Below are 21,606 nucleotides of genomic sequence, written 5' to 3'. Positions count from 1 at the left end.
AGCTATCACGGTGCATGGGCACGGGGTGCCGCGTCGAGCGATTCAGGCGGAAGCCACCACCGGCATCGCCGCCTCGGTACAAGGCAACAGCAGACTGAAGGTCGCGCCCTGCCCCGGCGTACTCTGCACGGTCAGTTCGCCGCCATGCGACGCAGCCAGCTGGCGCGAGATGTAGAGGCCCAGGCCGAGACCCTTCGGCTCGCCGCTCCTGGCGCCGCGCTCGTAGGGTTCGAAGATACGGTCGAGGTAGTCGGGGGCGATGCCCTTGCCGTGGTCGCGCACGTCGATGCGCACATTGCAGCCGACTTCCTGAACGTCGACCTCGACCGTGCCGCCGCCGCCGTAACGCAGGGCATTGGTCAGCAGGTTGACGATCACCTGTTCGATGCGGAACTCGTCCCACCAGCCTTCCACGGGTGCGTGCACGGACAGTTGCAGGGTCGTGTTCGCCGCGGTCGCCTGCAGGGACAGGTCGTTGACGACCCGCTCCAGCAAGCCCATCAGTTCGACCTTGCCCGGCCTGATCGACAGCGTGCCGCTCTTCATGCGCGAGACGTCCAGCATGTCGTCGATCAGGCGGATCATGGCCTTGATCTGGCGTTCGTCGCGCTTGATCATGTTCGCCATCTGCTCGGGGTCGAAAGCCGGCATATTGCCGCGCTTGAGCTGCAGGCTGCGCATCTGGGTTTCCAGGAACAGGGTGTTGAGCGGGGTCCGCAGCTCGTGGGCCACCAGCGACATGAAGTCGTCGCGCATGCGCAGCGAGCGCTGCAGCTCTTCCTGGGTCTTGTTCAGCTCGCGCAGCAGGGTTTCCTGTTCGCCCCGGCTGCGTTCCAGCGCCTCCATCTGGCGGCGCATCTCGCGGCGCTGCTGGTCGAGCGTGACGAAGACGTTGACCTTGCTGCGCACCGCGTCCGGGTCGAGCGGCTTGTAGAGGAAGTCGACGGCGCCCTGCTCGTAGCCCTTGAAGGCATAGTTCAGCTCGCGTCCGGCGGCCGAGACGAACACGATCGGGATGTTGCGGGTGCGTTCGGTGCCGCGCATCAGCTCGGCCAGCTCGAAGCCGTCCATGCCCGGCATCTGCACGTCGAGGATGGCGAGCGCGAATTCGTGCTCGAGCATCAAGGTCAGCGCTTCCTCGCCGGAGCTTGCCTGGAACACCTGGCGCTTGTCGTCGCGGATCAGGGCGTCCAGGGCACGCAGGTTTTCCGGCAGATCGTCGACGATCAGCAATTTGCTTGGGTCTTGTGCGCTCATGGCAATTCAGTCTCCAACATGGGCAGCAACGCCCCGATGCGCGCCAGGGGCAGGATCAGGTGCGGGGAAAAACGGTCGATGGCGCTTTGCGGCATCGTGGCCACCTGGGCGTCATCGGGATCTTGCACGACGGTCAGGCCGCCGCTGGCATGGATGGCGGCCATGCCGGCGGCGCCGTCCTGGTTGGCGCCGGTGAGCAGGATGCCCACCAGGCCGGGGCCGTAGGCGTCGGCGCTCGATTCCATCAGCACATCGATGGCCGGGCGAGCAAAATGCACGGGCGGCTCGCAGCTCAGCGAGAAAGTGAAATCCCGCTCCACCGACAGATGGTAGCCCGCACCGGCAAAGTAGACGGTGCCGGGCTCGATCGCCTGCTTGTCGGCGGCTTCCCTGACCGGCAGCGGCAAGCGTTCGCCGAACAGCTCGGGCAGCCGGCTCTCCCGGTCGGCCGGCAGGTGCAGGATGCACACCACCGGCAGGCGGTAGCCGGCCGGCAGCGTGGGCAGCAGCGTGCCGAGCGCCTCGACCCCGCCGGCCGAGGCGCCGATCACCACCGCTTCGATGCGGCGGCCGGCGAGCGCGGCGTGCAGGTCGGCGGTGTCCATCACGGCCCCACCTTGCGGAATACCCGCTCGCGCCTGGCCAGCGGTTCGAAGCGCTGGGCGTAGCTGGAGAAGTCGATGCTCTCCTTGCTGCCCAGGCCGAGGAAACCGCGGTGCACCAGCGATTCGTGGAACAGGCCCAGCACCCGGTTCTGCAGGCGGCGGTTAAAGTAGATCATCACGTTGCGGCAGCTGATGAAATGGGTCTCGGCGAACACGCTGTCGGTGGCGAGGCTGTGGTCGGCAAAGGTGACGTTCTCCACCAGCGAACGCTCGAACAGCGCGCCGCCATAGGCCGCCGTGTAATAGTCCGAGAAGGCACGGGTGCCGCCCGCCTTCTGGTAATTCTCGGTGTACAGGCGCATGCGCTCAAGCGGCATCACGCCGCGCCGCGCCGCTTCCAGCGATTCCGGATTGATGTCGGTCGCGTAGATCAGGCTGCGCTCCAGCAGTCCCTCTTCCTTCAGCAGGATGGCCAGCGAATACACCTCTTCGCCGGTACTGCAGCCGGCCACCCAGATCTTCAGCGAGGGATAGGTCTCCAGGTGCGGCACGACCTGCTGGCGCAGCGCCAGGAAGTACTCGGGATCGCGGAACATTTCCGTGACCGGAATGGTCAGGAATTGCAGCAGCTGGGCAAAGGCGGCCGGCTCGTGCATCACCCTGGCCTGCAGCGCGGACACGGTGTCGCAGTCCATGGCGCGCATGGCGGCCTGCACGCGGCGCTTCTGCGAAGCGCCGGTATAGTCGCGGAAGTCGTAGTTGTACTTGAGATAGACAGCTTCGACCAGCATCCGCAGTTCGATGTCGATACTCAAATCCGCTCCAGGGTAGGCATCCATACCCGCAGTAGCGAGTACAGCCGGGTCAGGTCGATCGGCTTGGCGAGGTAGTCGTTGGCGCCCGCGGCCAGGCATTGTTCCTGGTCATCCTTCATCGCCTTGGCCGTGATCGCGATGATCGGCAGGCGCGTGAAACGCGCGTCCTGGCGGATCCTGCGCGTCGCTTCCAGACCGTCCATGCCGGGCATCATGACATCCATCAGCACCAGGTCGATCGCGTCCACTTCATTCAGCTTAGCAATGGCTTCGAAGCCATTGCGGCCCACCTCCACATGCGCGCCGCGCTGCTCCAGCGCGCTGGTCAATGCGAATACGTTGCGAACGTCGTCATCCACCAGCAGGATGGTCCGGCCTTCGAACACCCGGTCGCGCCCGCGTACGTTCTTGAGCATGGTCTGGCGTTCGGACGACAGCTGCGACTCCACCTTGTGCAGGAACAGCGTCACCTCGTCGAGCAGGCGTTCCGGCGAACGTGCACCCTTGATGATAATCGAGCGCGAGTATTTCAACAGCTCCGCTTCCTCCTCGCGGGTCAGGTTGCGTCCGGTGTACACGATGACCGGCGGGAAGGAACACAGCTCTTCCAGCGACATGCGTTGCAGCAACTCGTTGCCCTGCATGTCGGGCAGCTTCAGGTCGATGATCATGCAGTCGAAAATCTGCGTGCGCAACAGGGTCAGCGCTTCCTCGCCCGAGCCGACAGCCGCGATCTCGACGTCGTTATCGGAGATCAGCCGGACCACGCTGTCGCGCTGGCGCTCGTCGTCCTCGACCAGCAGCACCCGCTTGACCTTTTGCGAGGACTTGTCCTTCAGCTTGCGGAACACCTCCTCCAGCTGCTCGCGGGTGGTCGGCTTCAGGGCGTAGCCGATCGCGCCCAGGTGCAGGGCTTCGCCGCCGTTCTCCATGCTCGACACCACGTGCACCGGGATGTGGCGGGTGGCCGGATTGTCCTTCAGTTGCTGCAGCACCGACAGGCCGGAACGGTCCGGCAGGCGCATGTCGAGCAGGATGGCGTCCGGGTTCTCGCCGGCCGCCAGTTCCAGGCCCTCCTGCGCGGTCAGCGCGACCAGGCAGCGGAAGTCCATGTCGTGGGCCAGGCCGTAGAGGATGCGCGCGAATTCCGGCTCATCCTCGATCACCAGCGCGGTGCGGCGGCCCGACGGCGCTTCGGCGCGGTCGTCGTCGAAGCGCGGACCGGCCGGGACGGCGGGTTCGGCTTCGGCCACGGCCGGCACCGGCGCCTGTGCGCGCACCGGCTTGGCCGCATGGACCAGCTGGGGCGCCGGCGGGGTCGCGGCGACGGCGCCGTTGCGCGGCAGGCTCAGGGTGAAGGTGCTGCCCTCGCCCGTCGTGCTGGCGACCGTGAGCGTGYCGCCCAGCAGGCTGGTGAGGTCGCGCGAGATCGACAGGCCCAGGCCGGTGCCGCCGTACTTGCGCGCGGTCGAGCCGTCGGCCTGGTGGAAGGCGTCGAAGATCTTGTCCTGCTGCTCGGGCGCGATGCCGATACCGGAATCCTGCACTTCGAACTGCACCCAGCCCTCGGCATTCGCGCTGACCGTCAGGCTGACGCGGCCGGCATCGGTGAACTTGACCGCGTTCGACAGCAGGTTCTTCAGGATCTGCTCCAGGCGCTGGCGGTCGGTGTGGATGGCCACCGGCACGCCCGGCTCGACGGTGAGCGAGAACTCCAGGTTCTTCTGGTGAGCCAGCGGCTCGAAGGTGCGCGCCAGGCCCTCGATCACGCGGCGCAGCGGCAGCTCTTCCGGCACCAGCTCCAGCTTGCCGGCCTCGACTTTGGAGATGTCGAGGATGTCGTTGATCAGGTTCAGCAGGTCGTTGCCGGCCGAATAGATGGTCTGGGCAAAGCGCACCTGCTCCTCGTTCAGGTTGCCGCCGGCATTGTCCGCCAGCAGCTTTGCCAGGATCAGCGAACTGTTGAGCGGCGTCCTCAGTTCGTGCGACATATTCGCCAGGAACTCGGATTTATAGCGGCTGGCGCGCTCCAGCTCCAGGGCGCGATCGCGCAACTGTTCCTGGACCGTGGTCAGGGCTGCGTTCTTGAGGTCAAGGTTGGCGGCCTGCTCGGCCAGCTGCTCGTTGGTCTGCTCCAGCTCGGCCTGCTGGTTTTCCAGCGCCGTCTGCGATTCCTCGAGGGCGCGCGACTGCTCTTCCAGCTCCTCGTTGGCGGTGCGCAGCTCTTCCTGCTGCACCTGCAGTTCCTCGTTCATGGCCTGCTGCTCTTCCAGCGCCACCTGCAGGCGATGGCGGTAGACGACGGAGGCGACCGAGGCGCCGACGGCCGGGCCGATCAGCTCCATGAACTCGGTATCGCGCTCGCGTACCGCGTGCAGGAAGCCGATCTCGATCACGCCCTTGATCTTGCCGTGGTTCGAGATCGGCGCGATCAGCAGTTCGCGCGGCGCGGTTTCGCCCAGTCCCGAACCCACCTTGATATAGTCGGGCGGCAGTTCGCGCAGGGTCAGGATGCGGTTCTCGTTGGCGGCCTGGGCGGCCAACGATTCCCTGGACCCGATTACCTTGGCATGGCCGTCCTGGTGGGCGAAACCGTAGGTCCCGATGCGGGTCAGGGTGCCTTCGTCGCTGCGCGCGTACATCGCGGCCACTACGCCGCCGAGGTAGGGCGTCACGAAATTCAGCACGGCGGTGGCCAGCGGCTCCAGCTCATGCATGTTTGCGGTCTTGCCGGCGAGTTCGGTCTGGCCGCCACGCAGCCAGTCCTGGTGGCGCAGCTGGGCATTGTGCTCGGCCTCGTGCGACAGGATCTCGCCATAGGAGTTTGACAGGCTCATCAACTCACGGCGGCCGAACAGGGCCAGCAGGCCGGCCACCGACAGGCTGAACAGCAGGAAGGCGCCGACCGACCAGCCGATCACGCTGCGCGAAGAGGTATTTCTCTCCTGCAGCAGACGCTCCTCGTTGGCGATGAATGCGCCGAACTGGGTGCGCACCTCGTCGGTCAGCAGCTTGCCGCGGCCGCTCTTGACCAGCGCGATCACGTCGTCGTTCTTGGTGCGGCGGGCAATCACTTCTTCGGCATACCGCTGCCACTCCTGCTGTGCGGCGCGGATGCGCCGGACCCGATCGAGCTGATTGGGATTGTCCTCCACCATGCCGGCCAGCGAAGTGAGTTCGGCGTCGATCCTCGGCTTGGCCTGCAGATAGGGCGCCATGAAGTCGTCGTCGCCGGACAACAGGTAGCCGCGCATGCCGGATTCCATGTCGGCCGACATGCGGCTGACCTCGTTGGCCTTGCCGATCACGCGCTCGGAATGCTCGACCCAGGTGAGCACATTGATGAGGTAAGCGATGATGCCGACGAAGACCAGTGCGCTCAACACCCCCATGCCCAGCGGCATGGCGACATTGCGCGACAGGATGCGGCGGAACTGGCTGCTATCGATACTCGATCCGGTCATGCTTATATGTGTACTCTTAGGAAAAAAATATCCTAAGTGTAACGCAATTGCAAAATCCCGCGTGTTCTGTTGACTGGCTCTTCTTGCATTGCCGAGCAGAAATTAGCAGAAGATCCCGGGCTTTTATCGTAAATATTCAGCCAGATACGGTGCAGTTCTGCTGCGCCTGCTGGCCGCGATCCGCGCCGGCGGACCGGATGCCACCACCGTGCCGCCGGCCTCGCCCGCGCCCGGACCGATGTCGATCACCCAGTCGCAGGCGGCTGCCACCCGCATGGTGTGCTCGACCATGATGACGGTATTGCCGGCGTCGACCAGGCGGTTCAGCTGCGCCACCAGGCGGTCGGTGTCGAGCGGGTGCAGGCCGGTGGTCGGCTCGTCCAGCACGTACAGGGCGCCGCCGCGGGTGGCGCGCTGCAGTTCCGTCGCCAGCTTGATCCGCTGGGCTTCGCCGCCGGACAGCTCGGTGGCGCTCTGCCCCAGGCGCAGGTAGCCGAGCCCGACTTCGCGCAGCACCTGCAGCGGCCGCGCCACCGCTTCCTGGTCTTTGAAGAAGGCGTGGGCCTCGTCCACCGTCATGTGCAGCACGTCGGCGATGTTCTTTTCCTTGTAAGTGATCTTCAGGGTGTCGGCGTTGTAGCGCGCGCCCTTGCAGGTCGGGCATGGCGCGTACACGCTGGGCAGGAACAGCAGCTCGACCATCACGAAGCCCTCGCCCGCGCAATGTTCGCAGCGGCCCTTGGCGACGTTGAAGGAAAAGCGGCCGGCATCGTAGCGGCGCTTTTTTGCCGCCGGCGTCGCCGCGAACAGCTTGCGCACCTGGTCGAACAGGCCGGTATAGGTGGCCAGGTTCGAGCGCGGCGTGCGGCCGATCGGCTTCTGGTCGACCCGCACCAGGCGTTTTATCCCCTCCATGCCGGCGGCGATGCGGCCTTCCGTTGCGATCCGCGGCTCCTGTTCCAGGCCGGGCTCCTGCTCCGCCTCCTCGTCCGGCGCGCCCTGGCCCAGCGCCGCGGTCACCAGGTCGACCAGCACCTGGCTCACCAGGCTCGACTTGCCGGAGCCGGAGACGCCGGTCACGCAGCTCATCACGCCCAGCGGGAACTCGACCTTCAGCTCATGGAGGTTGTTGCGGGTGACGCCTTCCAGCTTCAGCCAGCCGCTGGGCTCGCGCAAAGTGCGCGGCTCGGGCCGCACGTCGTCGAACAGGTAGCGCCGCGTATGCGAGCCATCGACTTTCTTGAGTCCATCGGGCGGCCCGCTATACAGAATCTGGCCGCCGCCCTCGCCCGCCTGCGGACCGACGTCGACGATCCAGTCGGCGCGTCGGATCACGTCCAGCGCGTGCTCGACCACGAACAGCGAATTCCCGGCCGCCTTCAGCTGGGCCAGCGCCGCCAGCAAGGCCTCGGTATCGGCCGGATGCAGGCCGGCCGAGGGCTCGTCCAGCACATACACCACACCGAACAGGCTGGAACGAACCTGGGTCGCCAGCCGCAGGCGCTGCAGCTCGCCGGGAGACAGGGTCGGCGTGCTGCGCTCCAGCGCCAGGTAGCCGAGCCCCAGGTCGAGCAGCACGCCGAGCCGCGCGCACAGGTCGGCGGCGATGCGCCTGGTGACGATCAGCTGTTCCGGGTGTCTGGCGGCGGCGGTATCGGGCGGCACCTCGCCCCTGGCGAAGGGCTTCATCAGCTGCGCCAGCCGCTCCAGGGGCAGGCGCGACATTTCCGTGATGTCGAGGCCGGCGAAGGTGACGGACAGGGCTTCCCGGCGCAGGCGGCGGCCCCGGCACAGCGGACACTCGGTACTGACCATGTAGCGCGCGACGCGCTTCTTCATCGCCGCGCTTTCGGTGTTGGCGAAGGTCTGCAGCACGTAGCGGCGCGCGCCGCTGAAGGTGCCCTGGTAGCTGGGCGTTTCCTTGCGCTTCAGGGCCCGCTTCGTCTCGTCCGGCGTCAGGCCGGCATACACCGGGACGGTCGGGGTCTCGTCGGTGAACAGGATCCAGTCGCGGTCCTTCTTCGGCAGTTCGCGCCAGGGCGTGTCGACGTCGTAGCCCATGGTGACGAGGATGTCGCGCAGGTTCTGGCCATGCCAGGCCGGTGGCCACGCGGCCACCGCCCGCTCGCGGATGGTGAGGCTATCGTCGGGCACCATCGACTGCTCGGTGGCTTCGTAGACGCGGCCCAGGCCCGAGCACTGCGGGCAGGCGCCTTCGGCGGTATTGGGCGAGAAGGATTCGGCGTACAGCAGCGGCTGGCCGGGCGGATAGTCGCCGGCGCGCGAGTACAGCATGCGCAGGGAATTCGACAAGGTGCTGACGCTGCCGACCGAGGAGCGCGCGGTGGGCGTGCCGCGCTGCTGCTGCAGGGCCACGGCCGGCGGCAAGCCGTCGATCTCGTCGACTTCCGGCACCGGCATCTGGTGGAACAGCCGGCGCGCATAGGGCGACACCGATTCCAGGTAGCGCCGCTGCGCCTCCGCGTACAGCGTGCCGAAGGCCAGCGAGGACTTGCCGGAACCGGAGACGCCGGTGAACACGACCAGCGCATCGCGCGGCAGGTCCACGTTGACGTTCTTGAGATTGTGCTCTCGCGCGCCGCGCACGCGCACGAAACCGTGGTTGGATCGGGCCAATGGGTTGTCGGATGCCTTCATGCGCCTATTGAAGCCTACTCCGGCCTCGCTGGCGGTGCGCTGCCGCACGCAGTACTCCCTGCCGTCCCCGTTCAGGAATCAGGGAATCAGGCGCTCCGCCCGCAAGGCCGTGAACAGGTCGAAGAAGGAATCCTCGGTCGACTGCCAGTTCGAAAAACCCAGCCGGCGGCTGTTGGCCATGTCGGTCATCACCTCGAGCGGGCGGCCGAGGTCGAGGTCGGTGTGCCAGGGCGAGGCCAGGCGCTTCAGATCGGCTTCCTGCAGGCCGTGGCGGCGCGCCATGTCGGCCCACAGTTCGGCATCGTTCGCCATGATGCCTTCCAGCGGCTGCACCGTGCCGCTGAAGCCGGCCGCCGGCACGCCGAACCAGGCCGCCAGGCGGCGCCACAGCCAGCTCCAGCGGAAGTAGTCGCCGTTGGCGATGTTGAAGGCTTCGTCGCGCGCGCAATCGCAGTCGGCGGCCCAGCGCAGCTGCTTCGCCAGCATGCGGGCATCGGTGACGTCGGACAGGCCGTTCCACTGCGCCGCCGAACCGGGAAACTGGAAGGGGCGGCCGGTCTCCTTGCAGATCGAGGCGTACACGGCCAGGGTCGTGCCCATGTTCATGGCGTTGCCGACCGCCATGCCGATGACGGTATGCGGGCGGTGAACGGTCCAGGTGAAACGGTCGCGCGCCGCCGCGGCGTAGACCTCGTCTTCCTGGGCGTAGTAGAAATTCTCGATGGGCAGCCGCGGCTGCGACTCGCGCAGCGGGGTATCCGGCAGGGTGCCGGAGCTCGCATAGGCTTCGAAGGGGCCGAGATAGTGTTTCAGCCCGGTCACCAGGGCCACGTGGCGCAGCGACTTCTTCGGCGACAGCGCGTCGAGAAGGTTGCGCACCATGAGGGCATTGACGCGGATGTTCTCGGCCTCGCTGTCCTGGCGCATCCAGGTCGTGATGAAGACGTGGGTCGGGGCGACGTCCGCCAGGGCCGCCTGCAGGCCGACCTCGTCGAGCAGGTCGGCGACCACCGGAATCAGGCCCGGCAGGTCGCGCGGCGGACGGCGCGCCAGTCCGTACACGGTCCAGCCATGTGCCAGCAGTTCGCGTGCCGTGTAGCGGCCGCCGATGCCGCTGGCGCCGACGACCAGTGCGCTTCGTTGCATAGTGATCCCTTCCATGTTTGCCGATGCCTCATTCTTGCGTGCTTCCCGGCTCGCTGGCGCGCCGTTGCCCTGGCTCATCGGCTGGCCTGGCCGGCCAATGCTTCCAGGCGCAGGCGCAAGCCCTGCAGCCCATGTCCGAGTGCGAAGCGGCGGCTGATCTTGCGGCAGTGCGGGACCAGCTCCCGATCCCCCAGCAGCTGCTGCAGCGCCCGCGCCAGCCGCACGCCGTTGAGCCGCGGCGCCCTCGCACGAAAGGCCACGCCCAGCGCCGCCACGCGCGCCGCGTTGTCGAACTGGTCGTGCGCCAGCGGCACCACCAGCTGGGGCGTACCGGCGCGCAGGGCTTCGGCCGTGGTGCCGATGCCGCCGTGGTGGACCAGCACCATCGTCCGCGGCAGCAGGCGGCGCAGGGGCACGTAGTCCTGCCACAGGATGGAAGGCGGCAGCTCGGCGGGCAGCTGCTCGCGGTGCGGGGTCAGGAAGATGGCGCGCAGGCCGAGCAGTTCCACCGCCGCGCGCGCATGCTCGAAGTAGGCGCGCGACTGGGTGTTGCCGGTGCCGTGGGTGAAGACGACCGGCGCGCTGCCCTGCCCGTCGTCCAGGAAACATTCGAGTGCGGGCGACAGGGCCGCGTCCGGATGCGGGTCGAACAGGGGAAAGTCGGCGCGGTACAAGGGCTTGGGCCAGTCCGGCTGGGTCGGCGCGAACCATTCCGGAAACAGGGTCACCGACAGGTCCGGCACCGCGAACAGGTGCTCGAGCATGCCGGCCACCTCCGGCATGCCGCGCGCCCGGCGCGCCGCGTTCACCTCGCCCAGCGCCACCGGATCGATGAAACGCGCCGCCAGCCGCCGCAACAGCCAGCGCCGCAGCCCGGGCGGTACCCAGGGCGGCACTGGCCATGGTCCGAACATCAGCGGGTCGTGGACGGTCGGCAGGTTCTGCGGCGCCAGATAAGCCGCCGCCACTTTCAAACCGGGACGCGCGCCCCGGCACAGGTCGGCCTCCGGCAGCGCCAGCGGATGCGCCAGCAGCACCACCGCTTCGTCATGCGGCAAGGCGTCGACGAAAGGCAGGATCCCGGCCATAGCCGGCCGCGTGGCGCGCCAGACCACCCCGAAGCCGCGCGTCGGATGCCAGAGGTCGGGGTCGAGCAGCACGGCCGGGTCGGCGGGCAGGCCGACGAAGTGCAGCCCGGTGCCGCGCACATAGGGTTCATGCTGTTGCGGCGCAAGGAAGCTGATCCGATGGCCCGCATCCCGCAGGACCAGGGCCATCGCCATGAAGGGGAACAGGTCGCCGGCCGAGCCGATGGTGACCACCACGAAATGCGTCCTGCCTGCTGCTGGCGTATCGATACCCGCTCCTCCTATCCCTTGCGTTGCGCTGGGCATACTCTACGCGAAAAGCGGCCAGAGCACGGTTGGCGCAGGATTTCGGCAATGAGGTGCGGCGGATCCTGCTAAAATGACTGATCCATATACAAGGGGGATTCCACCGATGCGCCTGTAATGCCCGCTCTCGCGCCCGCCGCGACAGCACAGAAACCTCATCGCCACGTTCGCAAGGACCTGGTGCGGCTTCGACGCATTACAAGGAGTACTCATGGCCCATCCCTACCACCTGGCCCTGCACGGGGTCGACATCGCCCTCCCCGACGGGCGCATCCTGTTCCAGGACATCCACGACAGCTTCAAAGCCGAGACCGTCGCCCTGATCGGCCCCAACGGCAGCGGCAAGTCCTCGTTCGGCCGCGTCGTCGCCGGACTTGCGCAGCCGGCACGCGGCCGTATCGAGCGCGTCGTCCCCAGCCGTTACGTCGAACAGCAGACCGGCCCCACCTTCGCCGCCAGCCTGGCGCAGCTGGCCGGACTCGATGCGCCGCTGGAGGCGCTGCGGCGGCTGGCGGCCGGCGACGCGCGCGATGAGGACTTCGACCTGATCGGCGAACGCTGGGACCTCGAAGCGCGCTGGCAGGCGATGCTGGACCAGGCCGGGCTGGACGAGGCCATGACGCCGCAATCGCTGTCCGGCGGCCAGCGCACCCTGCTGTCCCTGATCGGCGCCTTCTGCAGCGAGGCCGGCCTGCTGGTGCTGGACGAACCCAGCAACCACCTGGACCGCGAACGGCGGCGCTTCCTCATCGACCAGATGCGGGCCTGGCGCGCGGCGGGCCGCGGGCTGCTGCTGGTCAGCCACGACCGCGAACTGCTGGAGCACGCCGAGCGCACCCTGGAAGTGCATGCCTGCGGACTGCGGCGCTATGGCGGCGGCTGGTCGCTGGTCGAGCAGCAGCGCGGCGCCGAACTGGCGGCGGCCGGCGCGCGGCTGGAGCGCGCACGGGTCGAACGCAAGACCGCGGAAGCGGCGATGCGGCTCGATGCCGAACGCGCCGCGCGCAGGAACGCCCGCGGCGCGCGCGCAAAGGCGGCCGGCGGCCAGCCGAAGATCGTCCTCAACGCCCTGCCGCAGCGCGCCGAGAAAACGGACGGCGCGCGCGCCGAACGCCATGCGCAGCGCCGCCAGGAGCTGCAGCAGGACCTGCACGAGGCTTTCGAAGCGCTGGACGGCGCCCTGGAGCAGCCCAGCTTTCCGATGCTGGACCTGCAGATTCCGGAGGGCCAGGCCGCGCTGGTGCTGGAAGAACTGGTGGCGTCCTGGGGCCCGCGCCAGCCGCTGGACTGGAGCGCGCACGGCGCGGCCAGGATCGCCATCCGCGGACCGAACGGCTGCGGCAAGTCGACCCTGCTGCGCACCATCGCGGGCGAGATCGCGCCGCTGTCGGGCCGCTGCCGCACCTTATCTTCGGTGCTGCTCGACCAGCACCTGGCCCTGCTCGATCCGGCGCGCAGCCTGCTGGACCAGCTGCGCAGCGCCGCCCCCCGCCACGACGACGGCCGGCTGCGCCAGTACCTGGCCCTGGCCGGCCTCAAGCAGGACCGCGTACTGCGCCCGGCGGACAGCCTGAGCGGCGGGGAAAGGATGCGCGGGGCGCTGCTGTGCGCGGTGCTGCGCGAACCGGCGCCGCGCCTGCTCCTGCTGGACGAGCCGACCAACCACCTCGACCTGCAGGGCATCGAGGCGCTGGAAGCGATGCTGCGGTCGTGGCCGGGAGCGCTGGTGGTGGTGTCGCACGACGAGCGCTTCCTGGCGCGGCTCGATCCGAGCCACCGGATCGACTGGACGCCGGAGGGCTGGCGCTGAGACTACAGGAAGCGGTCGAGGATCTTCCGGCTGCCCCTGTCGATCGCGAACATGTCGCGAATCAGGAAGTGGATGCCGTGGCTGTCCGCGATCAGCAGCGAGTAGGCGCCCAGGCGGCGGATGTCTTCTTCGCCCTTGAGCACGAATTCGGTGTCGCCACGGTCGGTCCTGACGGTCCAGGTGGAGGGCGTGGCGAAGCTGGACACGCCCTTGATCGACTGGATCTCGGGCATGAATTCGCGGCCTTCCAGCTCTTCGGTCACCAGCTTGCGGATCTCGGCCGGCATGGTCTCGAGGTCGTCGATCCAGCCGACTTCCTTGCCGCCTTCGCGCACCAGGGAGATGCCGCGGGTCGGGGCCTGCACCGGGAAGGAACGCACCGGCGCCACGCCGACGAATTCCTCGCCCTCCTTATTCTTCAGCACCAGCTTGCCGAAGGCGTCGCGGCGTAATTCAAAAGCAGTCATCATCATCAATCTTCCTGGCTGGAGTCGTCCGGATCCTGGTCGACGTTGCGCGCCTGCGCCTCGTACAGGCGGTAGTAGGCGCCTTCTTTCGCCATCAGTTCGTCGTGGTTGCCCTCTTCGACCACCACGCCGCGGTCCAGCACCACCAGGCGGTCGGCGCGGTGCAGCGTGGACAGCCGGTGCGCGATCGCGATCGTGGTGCGGCCTTGCACCAGGTTGTCGAGCGCCTTCTGGATCTCTTTTTCGGTTTCCGAGTCCACCGACGAAGTCGCTTCGTCGAGGATCAGGATCGGCGGGTCGATCAGCAGGGCGCGCGCGATCGAGATACGCTGGCGCTCGCCGCCGGACAGGCCCTGGCCGCGTTCGCCGACCATCGAATCGTAGCCCTGCGGCAGGCGCAGGATGAACTCGTGGGCGTGGGCGGCGCGGGCGGCGGCGATGATCTGTTCGCGGGTCGCATCCGGCTTGCCGTAGGCGATGTTCTCGGCGATGGTGCCGAAGAACAGGAAAGGTTCCTGCAGCACCAGGCCGATGTGGCGGCGGTAGTCGGACACGGCGAAGGAGCGCACGTCCTTGCCGTCCAGCAGAATGGCGCCCTCGGCCACGTCGTAGAAGCGGCAGATCAGGTTCACCAGGGTCGACTTGCCGGAACCGGAATGGCCGACCAGGCCGACCATCTCGCCGGCCTTGATCTTCAGCGAGATGCCGCGGTTGACCGCGCGGTTGCCATAGCGGAAGCCGACTTCGCGCAGCTCGATATTGCCGTCGACCTTGTCCAGCTTCACCGGATTGACCGGGTCCGGCACGCTCGACACGTGATCGAGGATGTCGAAGATGCGTTTGGCGGCGGAGGCCGATTTCTGGGTCACCGACACGATGCGGCTCATCGAATCCAGGCGCACGTAGAAGCGGCCGCTGTAGGCGATGAAGGAGGCCAGCGTACCGACGGTGATCTCGCCGCGGCTGATCTGCCAGATGCCAAAGCACCAGATCACGAGCAGGCCCAGTTCGGTCAGCAGCGACACGGTCGGCGAGAACAGCGACCAGACCTTGTTCAATTTGTCGTTGACGGCCAGGTTGTGCTTGTTCGCTTCACGGAAGCGGGAAGCCTCGCGCTTTTCCTGGGCAAAGGCCTTCACCACGCGGATGCCGGGAATGGTGTCGGCCAGCACGTTGGTGACCTCGCCCCAGACGCGGTCGATCTTTTCGAAGCCGGTGCGCAGGCGGTCGCGCACGACGTGGATCATCCAGGCGATGAAGGGCAGCGGCACCAGGGTGATCAGGGCCAGCTTGGCGTTGATCGAGAACAGGATCACGCCCGTCATGATGATCATCAGGACGTCGGACAGGAAGTCCAGCAGGTGTAGCGACAGGAACACGCAGATGCGGTCGGAGCCGCTGCCGATGCGGCTCATCAGGTCGCCAGTTCGCTTGCCGCCAAAAAATTCCAGCGACAGGCGCAGCAGGTGCTCATAGGTTTCCGAGCGCATGTCCGCGCCCATCCGTTCCGACACCAGCGCCAGGATATAAGTACGGCCCCAACCCAGCGCCCAGGCCAGGATGGCGGAGCCGAACAGGCCACCCATGTACATATAGACCAGCGACGTATCGATCTGCTTGCCGTTCTGGTAAGGGATCAGGACGTTGTCCATCAGGGGCATCGTCAGATATGGCGGGATCAAGTGTGCGCCGGTACTCGCCAGCATCAGCAAGAATCCGACCAGGAGCTGGCCTTTGTACGGCATGGCGAAGCGCCACAGGCGGAACAGGGTCCAGGTCGACGGCGGGGTGTGCAGCACCTTGGTGCAGATCGGGCAGTCTTCCTGGTCCGGCTCGAGCGGCGCCTTGCAGCTCGGGCAGGTGTGCTGCTCGGGCGGCTGGACGGCGACGCCGCTCAGATAGCCTTCGACCTGGTCGTGGAACTGGTCCACCAGGCGGATGGCCTGCAGGTTCTGGCCGAGGGTAAAGCGCCAGGACGCCAGCAGGCCGTTGGCGTCGACCAGCTCGATGTGGCCGACGCCGGCGTGGTCGTAATGACGCAGGGCCAGGCCGGCCCGGTAAGGCCAGTCGCGCCAGTGCTTGTCGCCGGGGCTGAGAGTCAGTAGACGGAGGCTGGTAACGACCAGTATCCCTTTGGTGAAACGTAATTTCGCGTCGAGGTCAACCTCAAGGGCGCTTAAAACGTTTTCCCCTGGCGCAAGCTTTTTCTGGACGTCCGCCTGCCAGTGCTCAGGCAGGAAACTGGCGGTGACCGCCAGCGGTGCGGAAGGAACAAGTTGTTGATTCGTCATGTGCTTTTGGAAACAGGGTTTGCGCTGAACTGCGCGGCGACCGCAAGGTCGTCAAGGTCATTGGGATGGAACGCTGAGCATGGCACGCCGGTTGACAGGCGTACGGTATTCTATCGGCGGGGCGTGACTGGCAGAATTCGGTTCAGCGCGGTAAGCTTCGTTCCCGCAAGTATACAACATGTGCACTGCAGCAAATGGGCCTCCCCGGTGGGGCAGACCATGGTGTAATGGCACAAACATAAGGCAACGCCGAGCGGTGAGTGAGCGGTCACTGCGGGGCAAGATATTTTTCATGACAAACAAGAAAGACATTAAGATTCTTCGTGTAACCCACTTGCGTGGCCCGAACATCTGGACCTACCGCCCGGTCATCGAGGCCTGGCTCGACATCGGCGAGCTCGAAGAATGTCCTTCGAACACCCTCCCCGGCTTCAACGAGCGGCTGACCGCCTGGCTGCCGGGGCTGATCGAACATCGCTGCGGCGTCGGCGAACGCGGCGGCTTCCTGGAACGGCTGCGCGACGGCACCTGGGCCGGTCACATCCTCGAACACGTGGTCCTCGAACTGCAGAACCTGGCCGGCATGAAGACCGGCTTCGGCAAGACCCGTTCCACCGTCGACTACGGCATCTACAAGATGGCCTTCCGCACGCGCGACGAAGTGGTCGGCCGCGCCGCCCTCCAGGCCGGCCACAAGCTGCTGATGGCCGCCATCAACGACACCCCCTTCGACATGAAGACCACGGTGGCTGAACTGACCGAACTGGTCGACCGCTACTGCCTCGGCCCCTCGACCGCCAACATCGTCGATGCCGCCACCGAGCGCCGCATCCCCTCGATCCGCCTGACCGAAGGCAACCTGGTACAGCTCGGCCACGGCGCCGCCCAGCGCCGCATCTGGACCGCCGAAACCGACCGCACCAGCGCCATCGGCGAAAGCATCGCCAGCGACAAGGACCTCACCAAGACCCTGCTCGCCTCCTGTGGCGTGCCGGTGCCGGAAGGCAGCGTCGTGCGCAGCGCCGAGCACGCCTGGGGAGAAGCCGAGGACATCGGCCTGCCGGTGGTGGTCAAGCCGGTCGACGGCAACCACGGCCGCGGCGTGACCCTCAACCTGATGAACGAAGCGGACGTGAAAGCCGCCTATGCGATCGCCGCCGAAGCGGGCGACTCCAGCGCCGTGCTGGTCGAGCGCTACGTGCCGGGCAACGAGCACCGCCTGCTGGTGGTCGGCTCGAAGGTCGTGGCCGCCGCCAAGGGCGAATCGCTGTTCGTGACGGGCGACGGCAAGTCGAACGTCATCGCGCTGTGCAACAGCCAGATCAATATCGATCCGCGCCGCGGCGAGAGCGAGGAACACCCGCTCGGCCTGGTCAATCCGAATGACGACGAAATCAAGCTCGACCTGCAGCGCCAGGGCCTGAGCCCGGAATCCGTCCCGCCAGCCGGCCAGAAAGTGCTGATCCAGCCGAACGGCAACGTCGCCGACGACGTCACCGACGAGGTGCACCCGGACGTGGCCTATGTGGCGGCGCTGGCCGCGCGCGTGGTCGGTCTCGACATCGCCGGCATCGACCTGGTATGCGAAGACATTTCGCGCCCGCTCGAAGAGCAGCGCGGCGCCATCATCGAAGTCAATTCCAGCCCCGGCCTGCTGGCCCACATCAAGCCGGCCACCGGCCAGCCGCGCGAAGTCGGCAAGGCCATCGTCGAGCACCTGTTCGCGGACGCCGGCTGCGTGGACGGCGAGTGCGGCCGCATCCCCGTGGTGGGCGTGACCGGCAGCGCCGACGCCAGCCTGGTCGCCAACCTGGTCGGCATGGTGCTGTTCCAGTCCGGGAAGCACGTGGGCGTGGCCAATCGCAATGGCCTGTTCCTCGACCAGCGCCGCGTCAGCGCGGCCGACTCCACCCGCTTCGACGCCGCCCAGCGCCTCCTCATCAACCGCAACGTGCAGGCCGCCGTGTTCGAATCGAACGCGCGCGCGATCCTGTCCGAGGGCCTGCCCTACGACCGCTGCCTGGTGGGCGTGGTGACCGACCTGGGCCGGGTGGCGGAGGTGGAAGACCTGTATGTGCGCGACGACGACGCCCTGTTCAACGTGGTGCGCAGCCAGGTCGACGTCGTGCTGTCCGAGGGCGCGGCCGTGCTGAACGCCGCCGATCCGCAGGTCGTGCAACTGGCCGGACTGTCCGACGGCGCCGTGATCTTCTATGCAGTGGACGAAAACAACGACGTCATCAAGCGGCACCGCGCCGGCGGCGGACGCGTCGCCTTCCTGCGCGACCAGCACATCGTGCTGGCCCAGGGCAGCGAGGACGCACCGCTGCTCGGCCTGTCCAAGCTGAAGCCGGCCACGGCGAGCCAGCCGGAAGCCGTGCTGGCCGCCGCCGCCGCAAGCTGGGCGCTGGATGTGCCGACCGACCTGATCTGCGCCGGTCTGCGCAGCTTCGAGAACAAATAAAGGATTCGAGTTTTATGGAAGTATCACGCGTCCGGGCCCTGCGCGGCCCCAACCTCTGGAGCCATCACACGTCGGTCGAGGCGATCGTCTCCTGCACGGCGGACGAAGAATCGATCAGCGCCCTGCCCGGCTTCGAAGCGCGCCTGCGCGCCCTGTTCCCACAGATCTGGCCGCTGCAGCCGACCGGGCATGACGACACCATCCCGCTGGCCCAGGTGCTGGAAGTGGCGGCCCTGGCCCTGCAGGCCCAGGCCGGCTGCCCGGTCACCTTCAGCCGCACCACCGCCACCGTCGAGCGCGGCATCTACCAGGTCGTGGTCGAGTACAGCGAAGAAGACGTCGGCCGCCTGGCGCTCACGCTCGCCGGGCAGCTGATCCAGGCTGCGCGCGACGACCGCTCCTTCGACCTCGACGGCGCCCTCCACCAGCTGCGCGAACTCGACGAAGACGTGCGCCTCGGCCCCTCGACCGGCTCGATCGTGAACGCCGCCGTCGCCCGCGGCATCCCCTTCCGCCGCCTGACCGAAGGCAGCCTGGTGCAGTTCGGCTGGGGCAGCCGCCAGCGCCGCATCCAGGCCGCCGAGATCGACGCCACCGGCGCCATCGCCGAGACCATCGCCCAGGACAAGGAACTGACCAAGAAGCTGCTCGACGCCGCCGGCGTGCCGGTGCCGCTGGGCCGCGTCGTGGTGGATCCCGATGACGCCTGGGCCGCCGCCCAGGAGATCGGCCTGCCGGTCGTGATCAAGCCGAAGGACGGCAACCAGGGCAAGGGCGTGACCGTCAACGTCAACACACGCGAACAGCTCACCGCCGGCTTCCATGCGGCGTCCGAATTCCGCGACGACATCCTGGTCGAAAAATACCTGCCGGGCCACGACTACCGCCTGCTCGTGATCGGCAACAAGCTGATCGCAGCGGCCCGCCGCGACCCGCCGCACGTGGTCGGCGACGGCGTGCACACGGTGCGCCAGCTGGTCGACACCGTCAACCTCGATCCGCGCCGCGGCAGCGGCCATGCTACCTCCCTGACCAAGATCCGCTTCGACGACATCGCCCTGGCCAGCCTGGCCAAGCAGGGCTATGACGCCGAATCCGTGCCGCCGAAAGGCCAGCGCGTCACCCTGCGCAACAACGCCAACCTGTCGACCGGCGGCTCGGCCACCGACGTCACCGACGACGTGCATCCGGAAGTGGCCGCGCGCGCCATCGCCGCCGCCCACATGGTCGGCCTCGACATCTGCGGCGTCGACCTGGTGTGCGACAGCGTGCTGAAACCCATCGAAGACCAGGGCGGCGGCATCGTCGAAGTCAACGCCGCGCCCGGCCTGCGCATGCACATCTCGCCGTCCTTCGGCAAGGGCCGCGCGGTCGGCGAAGCCATCATGGACACGCTGTACGCGCCCGGCGACGACGGCCGCATCCCGGTGGTGGCCGTGACCGGCACCAACGGCAAGACCACCACCGTGCGCCTGATCGCCCACCTGCTCGGCGCCTCCGGCCTGCGCACCGGCATGACCAACACCGACGGCGTGTACATCCAGGGCCGCCGCATCGACAGCGGCGACTGCAGCGGTCCGCGCAGCGCCCGCAACGTGCTGCTGCACCCGGACGTCGACGCCGCCGTGTTCGAGACCGCGCGCGGCGGCATGCTGCGCGAAGGCCTGGCCTTCGACCGCTGCCAGGTGGCGGTGGTGACGAACATCGGCGCCGGCGACCACCTCGGCCTGAACTACATCACCACCCTGGAAGACCTCGCCGTACTCAAGCGCGTGATCGTGCAGAACGTGGCGCCGGGCGGCATGGCCGTTCTGAACGCGGCCGACCCGATCGTCGCCGCGATGGCCGAGAACACCCGCGGCGACGTCACCTACTTCGCGATGGACTGCTCGCTGCCGTTGATGCAGAAGCACCGCGCCCAGGGCCGCCGCATCGTCTACGTCGACGAGGGCCATCTGGTGGCGGCGCAGGGCAAGGCCGAAGAACGGATCCCGCTGTCCGAGGTGCCCATCACCCGCGGCGGCGTGATCGGCTTCCAGGTCGAGAACGTGATGGCCTCGGTGGCCGCGGCCTGGGCCGTCGGCATCGATTGGAACGTCACCCGCACCGGCCTGAAGACCTTCGTCGGCGAGAGCGACAACGCGCCGGGCCGCTTCAATGTGTTCGACTACAAGGGCGCGACCGTGATCGCCGACTACGGCCACAACCCGGACGCGATCCAGGCCCTGAGCAACGCCGTCGAAGCCATGCCGGCCAAGCGCCGCTCGGTGGTGATCAGCGGCGCCGGCGACCGCCGCGACGAAGACATCCGCGACCAGACCCGCATTCTGGGCCGCGCCTTCGACGACGTGCTGCTCTACGAAGACCAGTGCCAGCGCGGCCGTTCCGAAGGCGAAGTCGTGGCCCTGCTGCGCGAAGGCCTGCGGGAAGCGCCCCGCACCAGCCGCATCGAAGAGATCAGGGGCGAATTCGTCGCCATCGACCGCGCACTCGAGCTGCTGCAGCCGGGCGACCTGTCGCTGATCCTGATCGACCAGGTGGACGAGGCGCTGGCGCATATCGGCAAGCGGGTGGCGGAAGCGAAAGTCTGAACCCGACCGATGTTGGTTGAACGATGGGCGCTTCGGCGCCCATTTTCGTTTGCGTAAGCACGTCGTCCCCGCGCCTCACCTCGTCGTCCCCGCGAAGACGGGGACCCAAGTTTGCTCGCACACCACCCGTCCCACACGATTCAGTTGGCAATCGCACCAGCCGCAAACGCGTCATGCCTTACCATTGACCGATCACGATACCGGCAAGGCAGTGAGATCATGACCATTGACAAGCAAGCAAGCGAAGAAGCCCCGGAACTCCCCTTCCGCTCCCTGCTCTACCGCTTCCTCTTCTTCGACTGGCTGTTCCGCGACGTCAGCGCCGCGCGCACCCGCATCGAACGCCACGCCGCCTTCCAGCACAACCGCCGGATGAGCCGCTACCTGCCGGTCTACCTGCGCCGCTGGTCCTTCCTGACGGCCTTCGACTTCGCCCTCGGCCTGCTGTTCGAGAAAGTGCTGCAGGCAGGGCTGCTGTCCGCCTGGTTCTTCACCTGGAGCTGCGTGACCCTGGCCGGCATGGTGGTGATCACGGTGGCCTGGCTCATCCTGACCAACGTCCGCCTGTCGTAGATTTCTTGACGATAACTAATTTTTCCTATGCGCAAATGCGCGAAGATGCCTCTAGCGACAACTACCATGGA

At 67.3% G+C, this 21,606-nt stretch carries 13 protein-coding genes; 4 read left to right on the top strand and 9 right to left on the bottom strand.

What is annotated here, in order from left to right:
- Positions 1 to 42: 42 nt before the first annotated feature.
- From AB4Z32_RS19515 to AB4Z32_RS19485, 7 genes are all read right to left on the bottom strand, one after another.
- Positions 43 to 1,257, bottom strand: a complete 1,215-nt coding sequence (locus tag AB4Z32_RS19515) for a hybrid sensor histidine kinase/response regulator (RefSeq protein WP_442123524.1) — start codon at positions 1,255 to 1,257, stop codon at positions 43 to 45.
- A complete protein-coding gene (locus AB4Z32_RS19510) occupies positions 1,254 to 1,862 on the bottom strand; it encodes a chemotaxis protein CheB (protein ID WP_442123523.1) in 609 nt (202 codons plus the stop codon). The genes AB4Z32_RS19515 and AB4Z32_RS19510 overlap by 4 nt, the downstream gene beginning before the upstream one ends.
- A complete protein-coding gene (locus AB4Z32_RS19505) occupies positions 1,862 to 2,701 on the bottom strand; it encodes a CheR family methyltransferase (protein ID WP_442123522.1) in 840 nt (279 codons plus the stop codon). Before AB4Z32_RS19505 ends, AB4Z32_RS19510 begins: the two co-directional genes overlap by 1 nt.
- On the bottom strand, positions 2,674 to 6,141 hold the full coding sequence (locus tag AB4Z32_RS19500; RefSeq protein WP_442123521.1) for a response regulator: 3,468 nt from the start codon (positions 6,139 to 6,141) through the stop codon (positions 2,674 to 2,676). The genes AB4Z32_RS19505 and AB4Z32_RS19500 overlap by 28 nt, the downstream gene beginning before the upstream one ends.
- A gap of 123 nt (positions 6,142 to 6,264) precedes the next feature.
- A complete protein-coding gene (locus AB4Z32_RS19495) occupies positions 6,265 to 8,799 on the bottom strand; it encodes an excinuclease ABC subunit A (protein ID WP_442123520.1) in 2,535 nt (844 codons plus the stop codon).
- A gap of 78 nt (positions 8,800 to 8,877) precedes the next feature.
- Positions 8,878 to 9,945: an SDR family oxidoreductase gene (locus tag AB4Z32_RS19490; RefSeq protein WP_442123519.1), complete on the bottom strand. Its 1,068-nt coding sequence runs from the start codon at positions 9,943 to 9,945 to the stop codon at positions 8,878 to 8,880.
- Between the two features lie 74 nt (positions 9,946 to 10,019).
- Complete coding sequence (locus tag AB4Z32_RS19485; RefSeq protein WP_442123518.1) at positions 10,020 to 11,270, bottom strand: glycosyltransferase; 1,251 nt, start codon at positions 11,268 to 11,270, stop codon at positions 10,020 to 10,022.
- Between the two features lie 280 nt (positions 11,271 to 11,550).
- Between AB4Z32_RS19485 and AB4Z32_RS19480 the strand changes: the two genes are divergently transcribed.
- Positions 11,551 to 13,149, top strand: coding sequence for an ATP-binding cassette domain-containing protein (locus tag AB4Z32_RS19480; protein ID WP_442123517.1), 1,599 nt, complete (start codon positions 11,551 to 11,553; stop codon positions 13,147 to 13,149).
- 2 nt (positions 13,150 to 13,151) lie between these two features.
- Here the strand turns inward: AB4Z32_RS19480 and AB4Z32_RS19475 are convergent, their stop codons facing one another.
- Positions 13,152 to 13,622 (bottom strand): cyanophycin metabolism-associated DUF1854 family protein, encoded by a 471-nt coding sequence (locus AB4Z32_RS19475; protein ID WP_442123516.1) that lies wholly within the window; start codon positions 13,620 to 13,622, stop codon positions 13,152 to 13,154.
- A complete protein-coding gene (locus AB4Z32_RS19470) occupies positions 13,622 to 15,907 on the bottom strand; it encodes a cyanophycin metabolism-associated ABC transporter (protein ID WP_442123515.1) in 2,286 nt (761 codons plus the stop codon). Before AB4Z32_RS19470 ends, AB4Z32_RS19475 begins: the two co-directional genes overlap by 1 nt.
- Before the next feature lie 292 nt (positions 15,908 to 16,199).
- Here AB4Z32_RS19470 and AB4Z32_RS19465 point away from each other — a divergent pair, with 292 nt between their 5' ends.
- The 3 genes from AB4Z32_RS19465 to AB4Z32_RS19455 all read left to right on the top strand — a co-directional run bounded on the left by AB4Z32_RS19465 (position 16,200) and on the right by AB4Z32_RS19455 (position 21,535).
- The gene (locus AB4Z32_RS19465) at positions 16,200 to 18,371 is read left to right on the top strand and encodes a cyanophycin synthetase (RefSeq protein WP_442123514.1); all 2,172 of its coding nucleotides are present in this window, start codon (positions 16,200 to 16,202) and stop codon (positions 18,369 to 18,371) included.
- 14 nt (positions 18,372 to 18,385) lie between these two features.
- A complete protein-coding gene (gene cphA / locus AB4Z32_RS19460) occupies positions 18,386 to 20,962 on the top strand; it encodes a cyanophycin synthetase (protein ID WP_442123513.1) in 2,577 nt (858 codons plus the stop codon).
- Between the two features lie 219 nt (positions 20,963 to 21,181).
- Positions 21,182 to 21,535, top strand: a complete 354-nt coding sequence (locus tag AB4Z32_RS19455) for a hypothetical protein (RefSeq protein WP_442123512.1) — start codon at positions 21,182 to 21,184, stop codon at positions 21,533 to 21,535.
- Positions 21,536 to 21,606 lie beyond the last annotated feature (71 nt).

Origin of the sequence: Massilia sp. 2TAF26, from assembly GCF_052115005.1 — a bacterium.
GTDB lineage: Bacteria > Pseudomonadota > Gammaproteobacteria > Burkholderiales > Burkholderiaceae_D > Telluria.
The sequence above is the reverse complement of the archived record's forward strand: the minus strand, read 5'-3'. Positions and strand labels throughout refer to the sequence as shown.